This is a genomic window from Thiomonas sp. (genome assembly GCF_054608695.1).
Map to the genome: position 1 here is coordinate 1 of NZ_JBTRXV010000045.1, position 16,203 is coordinate 16,203.

16 protein-coding genes are annotated in these 16,203 nt (G+C 68.4%); 2 read left to right on the forward strand and 14 right to left on the reverse strand.

What is annotated here, in order from left to right:
- Positions 1 to 65: 65 nt before the first annotated feature.
- The 13 genes from ACYCUK_RS14360 to gspG all read right to left on the reverse strand — a co-directional run bounded on the left by ACYCUK_RS14360 (position 66) and on the right by gspG (position 12,942).
- Positions 66 to 401 (reverse strand): CHASE domain-containing protein, encoded by a 336-nt coding sequence (locus ACYCUK_RS14360; RefSeq protein WP_461595393.1) that lies wholly within the window; start codon positions 399 to 401, stop codon positions 66 to 68.
- Between the two features lie 24 nt (positions 402 to 425).
- Positions 426 to 845 (reverse strand): CHASE domain-containing protein, encoded by a 420-nt coding sequence (locus ACYCUK_RS14365; protein WP_461595394.1) that lies wholly within the window; start codon positions 843 to 845, stop codon positions 426 to 428.
- A 160-nt stretch (positions 846 to 1,005) separates the two neighbouring features.
- Positions 1,006 to 2,220: a type II secretion system inner membrane protein GspF gene (gspF, locus tag ACYCUK_RS14370; RefSeq protein ID WP_461595395.1), complete on the reverse strand. Its 1,215-nt coding sequence runs from the start codon at positions 2,218 to 2,220 to the stop codon at positions 1,006 to 1,008.
- A gap of 83 nt (positions 2,221 to 2,303) precedes the next feature.
- Positions 2,304 to 3,728: a type II secretion system ATPase GspE gene (gspE, locus tag ACYCUK_RS14375; protein ID WP_461595396.1), complete on the reverse strand. Its 1,425-nt coding sequence runs from the start codon at positions 3,726 to 3,728 to the stop codon at positions 2,304 to 2,306.
- A 10-nt stretch (positions 3,729 to 3,738) separates the two neighbouring features.
- Positions 3,739 to 6,438, reverse strand: a complete 2,700-nt coding sequence (gene gspD / locus ACYCUK_RS14380) for a type II secretion system secretin GspD (protein ID WP_461595397.1) — start codon at positions 6,436 to 6,438, stop codon at positions 3,739 to 3,741.
- 63 nt (positions 6,439 to 6,501) lie between these two features.
- Positions 6,502 to 7,422, reverse strand: coding sequence for a type II secretion system protein N (gene gspN, locus ACYCUK_RS14385; protein WP_461595398.1), 921 nt, complete (start codon positions 7,420 to 7,422; stop codon positions 6,502 to 6,504).
- A gap of 232 nt (positions 7,423 to 7,654) precedes the next feature.
- Positions 7,655 to 8,197 carry a type II secretion system protein GspM gene (gene gspM, locus ACYCUK_RS14390; RefSeq protein WP_461595399.1) on the reverse strand — a complete coding sequence of 181 codons (543 nt, stop codon included), beginning with the start codon at positions 8,195 to 8,197 and terminating at the stop codon, positions 7,655 to 7,657.
- Positions 8,197 to 9,486: a type II secretion system protein GspL gene (gene gspL / locus ACYCUK_RS14395; RefSeq protein ID WP_461595400.1), complete on the reverse strand. Its 1,290-nt coding sequence runs from the start codon at positions 9,484 to 9,486 to the stop codon at positions 8,197 to 8,199. Before gspL ends, gspM begins: the two co-directional genes overlap by 1 nt.
- A 70-nt stretch (positions 9,487 to 9,556) precedes the next feature.
- Positions 9,557 to 10,597, reverse strand: coding sequence for a type II secretion system minor pseudopilin GspK (gspK, locus tag ACYCUK_RS14400; RefSeq protein WP_461595423.1), 1,041 nt, complete (start codon positions 10,595 to 10,597; stop codon positions 9,557 to 9,559).
- 2 nt (positions 10,598 to 10,599) lie between these two features.
- Positions 10,600 to 11,310: a PulJ/GspJ family protein gene (locus ACYCUK_RS14405; protein WP_461595401.1), complete on the reverse strand. Its 711-nt coding sequence runs from the start codon at positions 11,308 to 11,310 to the stop codon at positions 10,600 to 10,602.
- On the reverse strand, positions 11,310 to 11,690 hold the full coding sequence (gene gspI / locus ACYCUK_RS14410; RefSeq protein WP_461595402.1) for a type II secretion system minor pseudopilin GspI: 381 nt from the start codon (positions 11,688 to 11,690) through the stop codon (positions 11,310 to 11,312). The genes ACYCUK_RS14405 and gspI overlap by 1 nt, the downstream gene beginning before the upstream one ends.
- Before the next feature lie 15 nt (positions 11,691 to 11,705).
- Complete coding sequence (locus tag ACYCUK_RS14415; protein WP_461595403.1) at positions 11,706 to 12,350, reverse strand: GspH/FimT family pseudopilin; 645 nt, start codon at positions 12,348 to 12,350, stop codon at positions 11,706 to 11,708.
- A gap of 115 nt (positions 12,351 to 12,465) precedes the next feature.
- On the reverse strand, positions 12,466 to 12,942 hold the full coding sequence (gene gspG, locus ACYCUK_RS14420) for a type II secretion system major pseudopilin GspG (protein ID WP_461595404.1): 477 nt from the start codon (positions 12,940 to 12,942) through the stop codon (positions 12,466 to 12,468).
- Positions 12,943 to 13,085: 143 nt separating this feature from the next.
- Here gspG and ACYCUK_RS14425 point away from each other — a divergent pair, with 143 nt between their 5' ends.
- Both ACYCUK_RS14425 and ACYCUK_RS14430 read left to right on the forward strand, forming a co-directional pair.
- Positions 13,086 to 13,709, forward strand: a complete 624-nt coding sequence (locus tag ACYCUK_RS14425; protein WP_461595405.1) for a type II secretion system protein N — start codon at positions 13,086 to 13,088, stop codon at positions 13,707 to 13,709.
- 11 nt (positions 13,710 to 13,720) lie between these two features.
- On the forward strand, positions 13,721 to 14,383 hold the full coding sequence (locus tag ACYCUK_RS14430; protein ID WP_461595406.1) for a DUF4136 domain-containing protein: 663 nt from the start codon (positions 13,721 to 13,723) through the stop codon (positions 14,381 to 14,383).
- 22 nt (positions 14,384 to 14,405) lie between these two features.
- On the opposite strand, the gene ilvA is transcribed toward ACYCUK_RS14430, so the two are convergent.
- Positions 14,406 to 15,956: a threonine ammonia-lyase, biosynthetic gene (gene ilvA / locus ACYCUK_RS14435; protein ID WP_461595407.1), complete on the reverse strand. Its 1,551-nt coding sequence runs from the start codon at positions 15,954 to 15,956 to the stop codon at positions 14,406 to 14,408.
- Positions 15,957 to 16,203 lie beyond the last annotated feature (247 nt).

Below are 16,203 nucleotides of genomic sequence, written 5' to 3' on the forward strand. Positions count from 1 at the left end.
AAGGCCTCTACTACGCATGCTTCAAGAAATGACGTGTCACTACAGCGCCCAGGACGAAAACGAACCTAAGGTCTTGTCATGACAGGACTTCTGACCGAAATCGTCGCTCGGGGACGTCGAACTTGGGTGGGCAGGTTGTCGATCAAGTCCTGCGCACGCACCGGCATATACACCCAACCCCGCAGGGCGGCACCTCGCTCGGCTGGGTTGGCACGGGGCCGGCCATGGTGAAACACGGGCATAGAAAGCAGGAAGCCGGGCCGGGGTGCTCGGTTGCTGGGCTGTTCGGGCTTCGCGCCGGTGGGGGCCGGGGGCGTTGTGTTGAGATTCTTGGGCTGATCCCGCACCAGTCCAACCATGCCGCTGAGGGTGGCTTTCCCGCTGTCACGGGCCGATTGCATGGCGGTCCACCGCACTGGGTTGGATTACATGTCGTAGCCGATGGCGCGCTTGTTGGCGGCGTTCAGCGGTTCGAGATAAAGAATGGCGGAGACATGGGAGCCGGAACTGGCGGGCCGAATGTGGAAATCGGTCAGGCCCTCGGCAACCATGCGCAGCTGCAAGGCGGCAATGTCCGGGCGAGGCTTCCGGGTGGCGTGGCCCAGGCCCATCACGCCGGGCTGGTGCAAGGGGAGGTTGAGCGCGCGCACATAGTCGCGGAACAGGTCGTCGTCCACCTTGGGGCTGGTGCTGTAGAACGCTGCGCCTCCGCGCGTGGTCTGCCAGACCAGCAGCGTGAGGACCAGCCCGACCCGGAGCGCAAGAGGCGCCGCCCATCGCCACACACGCGAGGAAGCGCGCGAGCCGGCGGATGGGATGTCGCTCTCGGCGGGCAGGGTGGACATATGGAGTATGGAGTTGCGGACGTCAGAGCCGGATGCAGATTCGCCCAATGCAACCAAACATTGCGTCCAGATCCAAGAATGCAAACGCTGCTTGGCAAGTTCCAAGCATGGCAGTTGCCGATGCCGTCAACTGGCGATGACCGGATTGCCCAGCCGGAGGCTACTTCACCAGATTATTGAGTTGGATGATGGGCAGCATCACCGCCAAGACGATGATGAGCACCAGCACCCCCATGCCCAGAATGAGCAGCGGCTCGAGGATGGTGACGAGGGTGAAGGCCCGGCGCTGCACTTCCTGGCCATGCTGGTCGGCGGCGCGCTCCAGCATCTGTGGCAAGGTGCCGGTTTGTTCGCCCAGGCGGATGAAGGTGATGAGCACGGGCGGGAAGCGCTTGTGCAGCCCGAGCGCGGCCGACAGCGTCGAGCCCTCGCGCACCAGCGCCAAGGCTTCCTGTGCGTCGGCCTTGAGCACGGTGTTCGCCAGGGTGTCGATGGCGGCCTGCAGCGCACGCAGGATGGGCACGCCGGCGGCGGTGAGAATGGCCAGCGTGGAGGCGAAGCGGGCGGTGTTCAGACCCCGCACCAATCGCCCCAGCAGCGGACTGCGCAGCAGCGCACCGTCCAGCGCGGCGCGTGGGCCGGGCAATTGCAGCGCCTGCCGCGCCAGCACGCCGCCCACCACCAGCACGGCGATGATGGCCCAGCCCCAGTGGCGCAGGAAGTCGCTCAAGGCGATGAGGCCGATGGTGAGGATGGGCAGTTTTTGATGCGCGCCCTGGAAGACGCCCACCACCTGCGGCACGACATAGGTGAGCAGCAGGGTCACCACCGTGATGGCCACCAGCACGACGATGGCCGGATAGGCCATGGCCTGAATCAGTTTGCCGCGCAACTGCTGCGCGTTTTCGAGATAGTCGGCCAGGCTTTCCAGCACCAGGCCGAGATTGCCGCTGTCCTCGCCGGCCGCCACCAGGGCGCGGTAGATGGGCGAGAACTCGCGCGGATGCTGCGACAGTGCCGCGGCCAGGCTGTGGCCGCCGGCGACTTCGCTCTTGATGGCCGAGAGCATGTGGCCGACCTCGGCGCGGTCGGCGTCGTCGGCCAGCGCCGCCAGAGCGCGCTCCAGCGGCAGGCCCGACACCAGCAGGCCCGCGATCTGGCGCGTGAGCAAGGCGAGTTGCTGGATGTTGAGCAGGCGCCGTCTGAAACGCCGCACTTCGCCCTGCGCGGCCTCGGCGACGATGGCGTCGACCTCCAGCGGAATGAGCCCGCGCGCCCGCAACATGCCGCGCGCGCCCCGCGCACTGTCGGCCTCCAGCACCCCGCGTTGCTCGGTGGCGGCGGAGTCGAGGGCGACGAAGCGGTAGGCGGGCATGATGGGCGGAGGTCGGCGTCGGCGAATCGGTTGGGGCGATCAGCAACGTGGCTGAGGCATGCGCCGTGGCCCAGGCCCGGCCCTCATTCCCGCGTCACCCGCATCAGCTCAGCCATCGAGGTCTCGCCAGTCAGCACCCAGGGCATGCCGTCGTCGCGCATGGTGTGCATGCCGGCGGCGGTGGCCAGGCGGCGCAATTCGGCTTCGCTGGCGCGCTCGTGCACGGCGGCGCGGATGGCGTCGTTGGCGGTGAGCAGTTCGAACACGCCGGTGCGGCCGCTGTAGCCGGTGTGGTTGCAGATCGGGCAGCCCACGGCTTCCAAGCCCGGACCGTCCACGGCGGGTTTTTTGCACGCCTGGCACAGCTTGCGCACCAGGCGTTGCGCCAGCACGCCGAGCAGCGAGGAGGCGAGCAGGAAGGGTTCGACCCCCATGTCGATGAGGCGCGTCACGGCCGATGGCGAGTCGTTGGTGTGCAGCGTGGCCAGCACGAGGTGGCCGGTGAGCGAGGCCTGGATGGCGATCTGCGCGGTTTCGAAATCGCGGATTTCGCCGATCATCACCACGTCCGGGTCTTGCCGCAGGATGGCGCGCAGGGCGCGGGCGAAGGTCAGGTCGATGCGCGGATTCACCTGCGTCTGGCCGATGCCGTGCAGGTCGTATTCCACCGGGTCTTCCACCGTCATGATGTTGGTGGTGGTGGCGTCCAGCCGCGCCAGCGTGGAATACAGGGTGGTGGTCTTGCCGCTGCCGGTCGGGCCGGTGACGAGGATCAGGCCATGCGGATGGTGCACCAGCGCGTCGAACTGCTGCAGCATCGTGGGCGACATGCCCACGGCGCGCAGGTCGAGCTTGGCCGCGGATTTGTCGAGCAGGCGCATGACGGCGCGCTCGCCATGGGCGCAGGGCAAGGTGGACACGCGCACATCCAGCGCGCGGCCGCCGATGCGCAGCGAAATGCGCCCGTCCTGCGGCAGGCGCTTTTCGGCGATGTCGAGCTGGGCCAGGATTTTCACCCGCGAAATGAGCGCGCCGTGCAGCGCCTTGTTCGGCCGCACGACGTCGCGCAGCGCGCCGTCGACGCGAAAGCGCACCACCGAGGACAGCTCGTAGGGCTCGATGTGGATGTCGCTGGCGCCGTCGCGCGCGGCCTGGGTGAACAGCACGTTGAGCATGCGGATGATGGGGGCGTCGTCGGCCGCTTCCAGCAGGTCTTCCACCGCCGGCAGGTCTTGCATCAGGCGGGAAAGATCGACATCGCCCTCGACCTCGCTCACCACTTCGGCGGCACTGCCGTCGCGTGCGGCGTATGCGATGCCGATGCGCTGCTGCAGCTCGGTTGCCGTCACCCGCTGCAAGGTTTGCACCGCATGCGTGCGCTGCACCTCGGCCAGGCCGGCGGCGCGCGTGGTTTCGCTCACCCAGAGTTTGAGCAGCGTGCCGTCCTGCTCGGCCAGCAGGGACTGGTCGCGGCAGAAGGCGTAAGGCAGCGGGTAGCGCAGCGACATCGCAGCGGCCTCAAGGCCTGGGCTTGGCCGGGGTGGCTGCTGCCGGTGTGACGGTTGACGTGGCGGTGTTGTCCAGCAGCACCAGCAGACGTCGGCCCTGGATTTCGGTCTTGTAGCTGGTGACCTTGTGCAGGCTCAGCACCACGCGCGAGCGGCCTTGCGCTTCCATCACGTTCGCGTTGCGCAGATTGCCCTGCTCGAAGCTCACCACATTGCGCCCCAGGCCGGAGACGACACCGGGAAAGTCGAGCACGATGCTCGGCGGCTGCTCCATGGTGAACCCGGGCGGCGCGCTCAGCAGCGGCTGGGCGAACTCCAGTTGCACGACCGTCTGACTGCCGTGCTGGCTGGCCTGCACGCCCTGCAGCACATTGCCCTGCTGCTCCGCGTTCGGCGATGGGCTGGGCACAGGCGGCGCTGGCGCAAGCGCCGTCGCGGCGCTGGCCGCCGGGCCGCTGCTCGCCGGTGCGGCAGGCGCCGTGTTGGGTGGCGTGATGGTCGGCAGGATCGGGCCTGGGAGATTCGGCATGCCGAACTGCGAGGGCAACTGGCTATTGCTCTGCAAGTTCTGCATGTGGTCGTAGCGGCGCTGGCTGATGCTGTTGCCCTCGCTCTCGGTGCGCACGATGATGGGTCGCAGGAACACCATCAGGTCGGTCTTGGTCATCGTGCGCGAGTTCGAGCGGAACAGCGCGCCGATGCCGGGAATGTCGCCCAGGCCGGGGATCTTGCTGTTGTTCTCGCTGACGTTGTCCTGCATCAGGCCGCCGAGCACGATGGTCTGGCCGTCGTTCACCAGCACGGCGGTCTGGATCGAGCGCTTGTTGGTGATGATGCCGGCCGAGTTGCTGGTGCTGGCGATGCTCGACACCTCCTGGTACACGTCCATCTTGATGGTGTTGCCGGCGGTGATCTGTGGCCGCACCTTGAGCGTCAGGCCCACGTCCTTGCGCTCCACCGTCTGGAACGGGGTCACCGTCGCGGTGGAGCCGGTCTGCGCGTACTGGCCGGTGATGAAGGGCACGTTCTGGCCGACGACGATCTTGGCGTCTTCGTTGTCCAGGGTCATCAAATTCGGCGCCGAAAGGATGTTGGCGCCGTCGTGGGTCTGCAGGAAATTGGCCAGCAGGCCCAGCGTGGCCAGGCCGGCGACGTTGTGCAGCAGGCCGATGTTCAGACCGTTGGGGATGGACAGCGCGCCACTGGCGATGGCCTGGCCCGCAGCCGTGCCGCCGGCCGAGATGCCCGCTTGCAGATTGATGATGTTGCTGCCGCCGGTGCCGAAATTGCTGCCGCCGTAAATGGCGTTCTGGTTGCCCGCGCTGCCGGCGATCGCCTGCCACTGGATGCCGAGTTGCGCCGCCTTGTTGGCGTCCACCTCGGCGATCAGCGCCTCCACATACACCTGGGCGCGGCGCACGTCGAGCTGCTGGATGACGCCGCGCAACTGCTGGTAGACCGGCTGCGGAGCATTGATGATGAGCGCGTTCAGCGCCGTGTCGGCGTACACCGAGCCGCCCTCGGGCAGGGCGATGGCCTCGCTGCCGGCGCGTGGCGCGAAATCCGGCGCCTGGCCCAGGCCGGGGCTGGTGGCGCCATTGCTGAAGCTGCTGGTGCTGTTCATGCCCAGCTGCGTGTTCGCCGTATTGCCTTGGGCGATGGGCTGGGCATTGCGTCCGTTCTGCCCGGTGCTGGTGCCCAGGCCGTTATTGGCCAGCACGCCGCGCAGTGTGCGCGCCAGATCGGCAGCGTTGGCGTTGTGCAGATAGACGACGTGAATGTTGTTGGTGTCGTCCGGGCGGTCGAGCTTGGCGACCATCTGCTCGATCTGCACCAGTTGCGCCCCGTTGGCGGCGCGAATGATGAGGGCGTTGCTGCTGCTTTCCGGCAGCACCACGGCGCGCATGCCGTTGGCCCCGGTGACGGCGCCTGCCGGAGCGCCGGGCGCGCCCGGCGACGCGGCTGCCTGCATGTCGATGAGTTTTTGCAGCGTCGCCGCCAGCTCGGCGGCCACCGCGTACTTCAGCGGCACCACGTCCACCTCGCTGCCGGTGGGCACGTCCAGCCCGGCGATGATGCGGGCGAGGCGCTTGAGGTTGTCGGCGTAATCGGTGATGACGAGGGCATTGCTGCCGGGATCGACATTGATGGTGTTGTTCGGCGAAATCAGTGGACGCAGCACCGGCAGCAGATTGCTCGCCGCCTGGTTGCGCAACTGGAAGATTTGCGTCACCACCTGATCGCCCTTGCCTGGAATCGCAGTCAGGCGGTTGCCCACACCCACCGGCGTGGTCTGCAGCCGCGCGTCGGCCTCGGGCACGACCTTGAACACGTCGTCATGTTCCACCACCGCGTAGCCCGCCAGACGCAGTTGCGTCAGCAGCGCCAGGTACACCTGCTGCGGCGGCACGGGTTTCTCGAACTGCAGCGTGATCTGCCCCTTCACCCGCGGGTCGACGATGAAGTTGCGCCCGGTGGCCGCAGCCACCGCCTGCACCGCGCTGGCAATTTCGGCATTCACCAGATTGATGGTCATGGGCGCGTTCGGCCGGGGGCGCGAACCGCCATCGCCCGGCGCCGCCCAGGCCGGTGGCGGCAGCAAGCCGGCCAGGGCCAAGCCCAGCAGCAGCGCGGCCGGCGCACGGCGCGCCCTGCCGGACGGTCGTCGCTCCGGTTGTGGTGCTCGAGTTGCGGCGCGCGGCTCACTCATATTGGGTTGGTCTCAAGAATCCAGGTTGATGCGGGTTGACGGGTCGATCCCGAAGTCTTCGCTTCACAGACTGATGCGCACATGGTCGCCTTCGCGTTGACCCAGCAGGCTGAGCAGATTCGCCAGGGCCTGCTCCTGCCCCGCACCCGCCCTCGCCGTGCCGTCGAACTGCAAACGCTGTCCGTTCCAGACCCCGTGGCCCGCCAGGATCAAGGGTCCGGAGCGCGTGGACAGGTCGATGCCAGCATTCGCGCCATCGCCATGGATGCGCAGGATATAGCTTCCCAGCGGTGCCACGGTGCTCAGTCGCGAGCTCATGTCGGCTGCATCCACGCGAATCTCCCCGTTCAAACGCAACCTGCCTGCAGCTGATTCTAGGCTGGCATGGTGCAACGACAAGCCGATGCGCCCCTGCAAGGCCAGTGTGTTCCACGGCGTGCCCAGCCCCTCGAGCAAGTCCGCAGGCAGCTGCGCCTGCCAGGCTTGAGTGCCCCCAGAAGTCCGCAAGCGGACTCCACCCAAGGGAGTCGAGGCAACTCGGGAGCGGTCCTTCGTTTCCTCGAGGGCTTGCGCGGCAGGTGTCGCCGCATCCTGCGCGGAGGCGGCAAGCTGCCGCAGGCTCCAGCCGCCGACCCCCAGTTGTGCCCGCAGCCGCAGCGGTGCTTCGGCGAGTTCCGGCCAGCGCAACACCAACTCCACCTGGCCATGCCAGATGCCGCCCAAGCCGATGCGCCAGTGCAAGCGCCCCGGGGCCAGTGCCGCACCCCGGCTTTGCGCCCCGCCGGCCAGCACCACCTGCGCCGAGCCGTCGCGCCAGGTGCCCTGCGCCTGCGCCAGCAGCACATGCTGCTGGCTGGCACGGGCAACGGACGCAGCCAGCCAACTGGCCGGCGCAAACAGCACGAAGGCGAGCAGCAGGCCGAGCAGTCCTGCCAGCCAGAGTGGCCAGCGGGCGCCGGGAGCGGGGTTGGGGCGACGGGCCATGGGGTGCGGGTTGATGCGTGCTGCGGGTATCTCAGAAGGTCGGAGAAGGAGAAGGCGTGATGGGCGCTGGCTGGGCATGCTGGCGTCGGTGGAGCAGGGCCGTGGCGCGGATCGGAGTCGCAACATCGGGATGGGCATGTGGCGTGGGGGGAAGCGCAAGGAAGCAGCGCTCTGCGGGCTGGCGGCCGGCGTCGTCATCGCAGCCCAAACGGGTCGACGGCGCCATGCAGCGTCACGGGCTCGAGTTGCCCGAACCTTGTTGCTGCGCCAGCTGGATGCGCCCGGCCAGCAGTCCATCGGCGCCGCGCACGAGTTGCGCCTGCGACACCGAAGAACCCCAGTCGCGGCGGGCGGCCTGTGCCAGCCCCAGCAGGGTTTGCGGCTTCAGGCGCTTCACGTCCAGCGTGATGCTGCCGGGCAGCACCGTGATCTGCGCCTCGGCCTGGGCGTCGTGCGTATGCAGCCAGTCGCCCACGGCGCTGCGCAGATCGCTGGTCGTGGCCGCTACCGCAGGGGCAGCAGCCAGTCGCGCCAGCTCCTGCGCCTGCTCCTGCGCGGTGCGCAAGGTGGTTTGCAGTTGCGCGATTTCCGCAGGCGCCGTGCGCAAGGTGTGCAGCGCCGGGCGCAGCAACACCAGCCACAACAGGGCCACCCCCACCACCGTGGCGGCCACGCTCACCAGGCGCCGTTCGCGCTGCGACAGGCCCGCCCAGCGGGCCTGCAAGGCCATCACCAGGCTGGGCAATATGGAGGGACGCTCGGGAACGGTGGCCATCAGCTCGTCACTCCGCTGCCGATGTTGCCACTGACGGCGCCGTCCGGCGCCCCGTTTGTTGCGTCGCCCGTCGCGCCAACGCTGAGCTTGCCGCCCTCGGCCTTGCAAGGCAGTTGTAGCAGGCCGCAACGAGCCTGCGCGGCAGCGGCTTGGGCGCTGCCCAGGTCGAGCTGGAGCTGACCCGGGGTGTAATCGAGCTTGCCGATGGTGGTTTTCTCCGGCAGCACCTGCGCCGCCGCGCCCATCAGCGCTTCCACGCTGGTGCTGGTGGGCTTGCCGGCGCGGATGCGGGCGTTGTCGAGCGCGCGCTGCATTTGCAGCCGGGCGTCGAGCACCGCGGGCGTGCCCGGCAGGGCCTCGCTCACCACGGTTTGAACCTGGGTCTGCAACTGGTTGCGGGCGCTGCGCAGCTTCATCGCCACCAGGTTGATGCCGACGATCTGCACCAGCAGCAGCACGCCGACGAGCATGGCCACGCGGCGCCAGGCCGGGGCGCGAAACTGTTTGGCCAGCCCGGCGATGCCGCGTTGCATCGCCGCTTGCGGCGCCAGTTCGAACTGGCGCAGATTCCAGCCCGACTGCGTGGCGCGCGCCAGCAGGGCTGCATGGGTGATGGGCGTGATTTCGGCGTTGGTGCCGAACCAGCGTGTGGCCAGATCCTGCAAGTCCGGGTCGACCAACACGCGCGTGGGCCGCGCGGTGAGCAATTCCGGCGCGGGCGAGTCCTCATGCGCGGAGTCTGCGGGTGTCGCGCCGGCGGTTGCATCGGTCGGCAGATGCAGCCAGGCGGCTTCGCCATCGGCGTCGCGCCAGAGCAGGCGCAGTCCGCCGGGCATGGCGCTGAGCCAGGCTTCTGCAGGGGCCAACAACGCCGGCTCGGGCACCACGGCGGCGGGTTCGCGCCCGGCCTGGGCCAGGGTTTGCAAGGCTGCGGCCAGCGGTGCGCGCTCGCAGGCGCAGGCCAGGCGCACGCTGCCGCCGGCCTCGCGTGGGCCGGCCGCGAGATGCACGCCGGCCGGGTCGTGCAGCAGGCGCTCTTCCAGCGCCCCGGCCAAGGCGGCTTGCAGTCGCTGGGGTGGCATCGCCGGGAGGTTCAGCGCCAGCAGGGTGAGCTGCTCGGCGGGCAGCACAGCCACCACGCGCTGTGCCCGCGGCAGCAAGGCGGGCTGGGCATGACCGTTGTCGGTCGCCTGTCCGCCGGCGTTCAGCAAGGTGTAGTCCAGCGCGGTGGATTTGCCACCGACGCCGGCAGAGCTGCCTGAATGCAAGCGAACGATGAGCGTGCTCATGCGGAGGGCTTGGCGCCAAGCGTGTCGAGGAGGGCTCTCATACCGGACGATTGTAGGGATGCGGGTGCCGTCAGGACGCCGGCGCCGGGGCCGCCGCAAGCCAGGGCGGCACGCGCTGCATGCGCAGCACCAGGGTGATGAGGCCGACGCGCTGGATGAGCGCACGCTCGGCGTACTCGAAGTGGCCGATACGCACCCGCGCGGTGGCGTCGAAAAAGCCACTGGACACGCTCACCAGTGTGGGGTTGATGTCCGGGTGGGCCTGTTGGCCCAAGGCCGTGGTGATGTCGCCGGTATTGCGGAAATAGCTCTGCTTGCGCGACTGCACCAGGCGCGCGGCGGCATCGGCCGAGATGTTCAGCACCGCCGCCAACACGTTGGCGCCAGCCGTGTTGGCGTTCACCGGCGTGGGCGTGGGCAGCAGGGTGACATCGGCAAGCAGCGCCGGCAGCGCCTGGGCCACGGCGGGCGACAAGCGTGCCAAGTCCTGCAACTGCTGTACCGGCAGCGAGCTGGCTTGCCCGGCGTTGGCGCCAAGCGCAGGCTGTGATGCGGCGCTGCCCGGCGCGGCGGCTGTTGCGGCCGTGGCGAGTAGCGCCGCTGCCACGCCATTGGCCAGGGTTTGCGCCACGTCCTCGCTCACGCCGAGGGTGGCGCACAGGCGCTGCAGCACGGCCAGGGCGTTCGGGTCGATGCGCCCACCGGGGGCCAGGTTGGCCAGATTGAAGCGGCTTTGCGCGTCGGTGATGTGGCCTTCCAGCCAGGCCTCGGGCAGGCTGCCGACGCTTTGCCCGCGTGCGGCGAGAAACGTGGACAGGCGCGATTCGGCCAGCGGCACGGCCCATGGCTCGCTCAGCGTGTCCACGCTGGAATTGCGCGCATCCTCGCGCAGGATGAGCCGCGCCCAATCCACCGCGCCGCGCAGGATCCAGCGCGCCTGGGTCGCCTGCTTGGCCGTCTGCTCGCGGCTGATGGCGCCCCATTGCCGCCAGAACATGCCCGACACCATCACTGCGGCCAGCGCGGCAATCAGCAGCGCGGTGATCAGCGCCGCGCCGCGGGTACGCGCAGCGGGCGACATGGGTTGCGCCATGCTCTTGCGCAGTTGCATGTTCACTGCCGGTTCTCCAGCAGGAATTCGCGCATGATGGTGCCCTGCAAATCGGGCGCAGCGCTTTGCAGCGTGAGGCGCAAGGCGGCGGGGGTGCGCAGCGACGCGAACGCCGGGTTGCTGCCGGCAGCGCTGTTGGCCGAGGTGTAGGGGTTGGACCAGCTGCCGCTTTGCTGCAGGATGCCGATGCCGGCGTAGCGGTACACCAGCACGCGCATGTCGGTGATGTCGGGCAAGGCTTCGATGGCGGTGCCCTGCGGGCTTTGCATCGCCGCCAGCAGCGCGCCGCGCGAGGCGGTCGGGGCGCTGGCCCAGCGCATCCAGCGGCCGCCACGCAGACCCCAGCGCGCCACTTGCAGCCAACCCGCGTCGGGCGGCAGGCTGGCGCCAGGCCAGGCGCGCATGTCTTCGCCCATGGCTTGCGGTGCGCGCCGCACGATGAGCAGGTCGCCATTGCCGGCCAGGCCCACCGCCGGCAGGGCTGCGCCCTCGTCGGTGGCGGCGGCGAGGTCGTCGGCCATTTGGCGCATCGTCAGCGACAGGCGTTCGGCCGCGTGCATGCGGGTGCGCGCGGTGTCGCGTCCCTGCGCCACGCTGTCCAGCCCGCGCCAGCCCAGGCCCGCCATCACCGCCATGATGAGTGCGGCCACCAGCAGCTCGATCAGGGTGAAGCCGGCGTTGCGGCGCGGGGCGGGGCGGGGCGGGTGGCGCATCACAAATTGCCGATGATGGTGACCACGTTCCAAGCGGTCCAGCCGGAGGCGTCCAGCACCTGCACATCGACGCGGCGGAAGTTGGGGTTGGGCGTGGGCTGCACGTCCACGTTCAAGGTGAAGCTTGCGTTGGCCTCGGTGCAACGGCTCTGGCTTTGGCCGGTGGGCAGGAAGATGCGGCTCAGGCGCTGGTCGATCAGGAAATTCTCGGCGCATTGCTGCGCCAGAACCGCCTGGTGGTAGCGCTCCGCGTTGTCCTGCAACCCGCCGGACGCGCGCATGGCGGCGAGCAGGGCGATGGCCACCACGGCGAGGGCCACCAGCACTTCGAGCAGGGTGAAGCCGCAGGACGATGGATGCCTGGGACGCGATCGGAGCATGGCGGGGATCACGAATCAGCGCTGGCTGTGCACGGCGAACGGCGCCAGTCCGTCGCTGGCGATGGTGACGACGCGACCATCGTCCTGCAGCGTGATGTCCAGCGGCGGCGACACCGGCTCGGTGCCGAACACCAGCCAGCTGGGCGCGGCACCCGGTCCGGCGACGCCGCCGCTGGCCCGCACCGCGACCTGCCCGGCCTGAACCGTGGCGCTGGTGCCGCGTGGCTGGTAGTTGGCGGGCAGGGCGGCGTCACCGCTCAGCCACTGCCAGCGCCGTGCCGTGAGCGGGGCATCGTCCAGTGGAATCCAGCCGCGCGGCGAGGGTTGCAAAAAGGTGTAGCCGGCAGGTCCCGGCGCCCAGGCCAGCGGTTCGCCGCGCGCAGCTGCCTGCTCGCGCGCGGCGTCCAGCAAGGCGGCCAGACGTTCGGCCTCGCGCTGCATGCTTTCCTGTCCGCTTTGCGGCAGGGCCATGGCGGCCAGGCCGGTGAGCAAGGCCATCACCAGCAGCGCGACCAGCAACTCCACCAGGGTGAAACCGCGCGCTGCGTGTGCCAGCGAGCAAGTTCCGGCGTGCCGCGCCGTGGCGGGGCCCATTGCCCCCGCTTCTTGGGAAAACGCACGGCCGCCCGAAGTTTTCTCGGGTGGCTCGGTGCTGAGCATGCGCCGAGACCATTCGCATGGCGCGCGAACAGGCACAGGCACAGGCCTATTCGCTGGCCCAAGCTCATCCCCCTGGGGGGGTGGCTGCTGCAAGGCAGCAGCCTGGGGGCTCACCCTACTGCCAGCTGCCGATGTCGGCATTGGCGCCCTCGCCTCCGGGCTTGCCGTCAGCGCCGTAGCTGAACACGTCGACCGCGCCTTTGACGCCGGGGTTGAGATATTGGTAGGGGCGACCCCAGGGATCGGTCGGCAACTTGTCCAGGTAGGGTTTCCAGTTGATGGGGATGGGCGGCGTCGAAGGCTTGACCACCAGCGCCTGCAAGCCCTGCTCCTGCGTCGGGTAATTGCCGTTGTCGAGCTTGTACAGCTTGAGCGCCTGCATGATGGTGGCGATGTCGGTCTTGGCGGCGGTCTCGCGCGCCTGATCGGTGCGGCCCAGGATGTTGGGCACGATGAGCGCAGCCAGCACGCCCATGATGACCAGCACCACCATCAGCTCGATCAGGGTGAAGCCGCGGCTGTTGCGGCGCTGGCGAGGCGCGAATCGATCCGCGCTCGCCAGGGGTTTGGAAGAGGGGGAAACGGCAATCATGCGGAGGCGTCCATGGTGGGCCGTCGGGGCCGGCCCGGAGGTTGGTGCAAAAGCCCGCACGCGCAGTGTGTTGGCCATGCGGGCATCGGGGTGGGTGGCAGACGACTTGCCTGTCTTCACCGGACGGCCATAATAGTGGCCTCATGTTCAAGTTCTCTCGCCTATCGCCTGCTGCCGGCATGGTTGCCGACACCCCCTCGACGTCCTCGCTGCGCGTGGCTTGGTTGGTTTCGCTGCTGCTGGCATTCACCTGCGCGGCCAGCATCGGCTACTGGGCCTTGCAGCTGCTGGCACGCCCGGCCTCCGTACCCAGCGACGCCCAAGCCGCGGGCCGGCTGGATACCGACACTCTGGTGGCCGCGGCGCCGCGGCTGTTTGGCACCACCGCGCCCCTGCCGGACAAGGGACCGGCCGCACCGGCGCGCTACCGGCTTTGGGGAGTGATCGGTGGCGGTTCGGAAGCTGGCGCCGCGCTCATCGGCGTGGACGGCAAGCCGCCGCAGGCGGTGGCGGTGGGTGGGGCGGTTGCGCCCGGGGTGCGCCTCGACTCCACCACATACGGCCATGCGGTTCTGGTCCAGAACGGCACGCATGTGAACCTCAAGCTCCAGCCCCAGGGCGGCAGCCCCACTTTGCCTGGCGTCGGCGCCCCGCCAGGCTACATACCGCCGCAGATCGGGGGCGTGCAAGCGGCGTCTGCCCCCGCCCCCGGCGGCGTCAGCAGCTTCACGCCCAATCTCGCCCCGGGCTTCGCGCCGCGGCCGTAGGAGTCGATCCCATGAACATTGGCGACATGCTGCTCGGGCTCCGGCGGCGGGTTTCCATCAGCCTGCTGCTTCCTGTTTTGCTGCTCAGCGGCTGCGCAAGTTTCGGCGCCTTGCGCACGACCGTGGTGACCCCCCACCCAGCGCCCCAGGCCCTGGTCGGCGCCAAGGTGCTGGTTCAGGCGTCTGCCGGCAACGAGGCCAGTGCGCATGCCTACGAATTCCAGAGCGCCGTGGTCGATGCCATGGCGCAGGCGGGCATGGTGCCCCTGCTCAACCAGCCTGCGCCTTACACCGCCCGCTACGACTACCGCATCCGGCCCGATCTCGCGGCCACCTACGGCCCCTTGGGGTGGCCGGCGCCGATGATGCTGCCCAACAGCGGCGTGTATTTCACCGGTGGTTTTGGATACGTTGGTGATTTCGACGACGAGGACGGCGGCGACGATGACGACGGGTTCGGCGGCTGGATGCCGCCGCCCATCTGGTATGTCCGCAGCCTCACCCTGGACATTCGCGATACCGCCACCGGCGCGCTGGTGTGGAGCTCTCATGCCGCGATCGGCGGCTACGAGCGCGGTCTGGCTTCCGTCGCCGCGCCACTGGCGCAAGCCGCGCTGCACGGCTTTCCCCTTGAATCGGGACATCGCAAGCTGGTGTTGCCGCGCGCAGGCTGATCTCGCTGCGGGCCGCAACCGGTCAGGACAAGAACAGCTGCGTCACCGGGTTGTCGGTTTCCTCGGTGTGCTGGTAGCCGAGTTGCTGCAGGAAATGGCTGAATGCCCGGTTGTCGCTCGGCGGCACCTGGATGCCGACCAGGATTTGGGCGCTGTCGCCGCCTTGGTTGCGGTAGTGAAACAGGCTGATGTTCCAGTTGGGTGAGAGGCTGTCGAGGAAGCGCAGCAGCGCGCCCGGGCGCTCGGGGAAGTCGAAACGCACCAGCCTCTCGTGTTCCGCCATGTTGCCGCCGGTCACCGTGCGCGGCGCGGGGCCGCCAACCAGATGGCGCAGATGGACCTTGGCCAACTCGTTGTCGCTCAGATCGAGCGCGCCATAGCCGGCACGCTCGAAAATCTGCGTCATTTTCTGCGCGTCGGCGCGGCCATTCACGGCCAGGCCGACGAACACATGCGCCGCTTCCGGTCCTTTGATGCGATAGGTGAATTCGGTCACATTGCGGCTACCCACCAGCCCGCAGAGGCGGCGAAAACTGCCCGGCTGCTCGGGGATGGTCACGGCGTACAAGGCTTCGCGCGCCTCGCCCACCTCGGCGCGCTCGGAGACGAAGCGCAGGCGGTCGAAGTTCATATTGGCGCCGCAGGTGATGGCCACCAGGGTTTCGCCCTTGAGCTTGTGCGCAGCGGCGTACTGCTTCAGCGCCGCCACCGACATCGCGCCGGACGGTTCCAGCACGCTGCGGGTGTCCTCGAACACGTCCTTGAGCGCGGCGCACACCTCGTCGGTGCTGACGACAACGAAGTCGTCCACCAGGTCGCGCACCAGACGGAAGGTTTCCTCGCCCACGCGCTTGACCGCTGTGCCATCGGCGAACAAGCCCACTTCGCTCAGCTCCACGCGCTTGCCGGCCCTCACGCTTTGCAGCATGGCGTCCGAATCGGGGGTCTGCACGCCGATGATCTTGATCTCCGGTCGCACCGCTTTGATATACGCGGCCACTCCCGAAATCAGCCCGCCGCCGCCAATGGCGCAGAACACGGCATGGATGGGCCCCTGGTGCTGGCGCAGGATTTCCATGGCGATGGTGCCCTGGCCGGCGATCACGTCGGGGTCGTCGAAGGGGTGCACGAAGGCCAGCCCCTGCGCGGCCTGCAGCGTGAGCGCATGGGCGTAGGCGTCGCTGTAGCTCTCGCCTTCGAGCACCACGTCCACATTGCTGCCGCCGAAGGCACGCACCGCGTCGATCTTCACCTTGGGGGTGGTCGAGGGCATGACGATGACAGCGCGGCAGCCCAGTTTGTGCGCCGACAGCGCCACGCCTTGCGCATGGTTGCCAGCCGAGGCGCAGATGACGCCGCGCTTGCGCTCGTCTTCGCTCAGGCCCGACATTTTGTTGTAGGCGCCGCGCAGCTTGAAGCTGAACACCGGCTGCTGGTCTTCGCGTTTGAACAGCACTTTGTTGTGCAACCGGCGGCTCAGATTGCGCGCGGGTTCCAGCGCGGTTTCCTGCGCCACGTCGTACACCCGGGCGGTGAGAATGCGCTGCAGATAATCGGTATGCTTCTTGGTCACGGCCGGCCTGCAAAAGAGGGCAATCGGTCATTGTAGGAATGGCCGCCACAGCGTCACGCGGTTGAGGCTCTGCCCGAACGACGGGCAAAAAAAACCCAGGCAATAAGCCTGGGTTGGAATCCACCTAAGGAGGAGGGTGGAGGAGACAAGGGGAGTTGACCCAAATCGATCAACGTAAACACATAGTAAGACAATTGCTGCTGCGTTGCAAAACCCCTTGCGCAGTCTGGTATTTTAGAAAATCAGC

Coding starts and splice junctions, on each gene's coding strand:
- ACYCUK_RS14360 (WP_461595393.1), bottom strand. CDS start 401: ATGCAATCGGCCCGTGACAGCGGGAAAGCCACCCTCAGCGGCATGGTT.
- ACYCUK_RS14365 (WP_461595394.1), bottom strand. CDS start 845: ATGTCCACCCTGCCCGCCGAGAGCGACATCCCATCCGCCGGCTCGCGC.
- gspF (WP_461595395.1), bottom strand. CDS start 2,220: ATGCCCGCCTACCGCTTCGTCGCCCTCGACTCCGCCGCCACCGAGCAA.
- gspE (WP_461595396.1), bottom strand. CDS start 3,728: ATGTCGCTGCGCTACCCGCTGCCTTACGCCTTCTGCCGCGACCAGTCC.
- gspD (WP_461595397.1), bottom strand. CDS start 6,438: ATGAGTGAGCCGCGCGCCGCAACTCGAGCACCACAACCGGAGCGACGA.
- gspN (WP_461595398.1), bottom strand. CDS start 7,422: ATGGCCCGTCGCCCCAACCCCGCTCCCGGCGCCCGCTGGCCACTCTGG.
- gspM (WP_461595399.1), bottom strand. CDS start 8,197: ATGGCCACCGTTCCCGAGCGTCCCTCCATATTGCCCAGCCTGGTGATG.
- gspL (WP_461595400.1), bottom strand. CDS start 9,486: ATGAGCACGCTCATCGTTCGCTTGCATTCAGGCAGCTCTGCCGGCGTC.
- gspK (WP_461595423.1), bottom strand. CDS start 10,597: ATGCAACTGCGCAAGAGCATGGCGCAACCCATGTCGCCCGCTGCGCGT.
- ACYCUK_RS14405 (WP_461595401.1), bottom strand. CDS start 11,310: ATGCGCCACCCGCCCCGCCCCGCCCCGCGCCGCAACGCCGGCTTCACC.
- gspI (WP_461595402.1), bottom strand. CDS start 11,690: ATGCTCCGATCGCGTCCCAGGCATCCATCGTCCTGCGGCTTCACCCTG.
- ACYCUK_RS14415 (WP_461595403.1), bottom strand. CDS start 12,350: ATGCTCAGCACCGAGCCACCCGAGAAAACTTCGGGCGGCCGTGCGTTT.
- gspG (WP_461595404.1), bottom strand. CDS start 12,942: ATGATTGCCGTTTCCCCCTCTTCCAAACCCCTGGCGAGCGCGGATCGA.
- ACYCUK_RS14425 (WP_461595405.1), top strand. CDS start 13,086: ATGTTCAAGTTCTCTCGCCTATCGCCTGCTGCCGGCATGGTTGCCGAC.
- ACYCUK_RS14430 (WP_461595406.1), top strand. CDS start 13,721: ATGAACATTGGCGACATGCTGCTCGGGCTCCGGCGGCGGGTTTCCATC.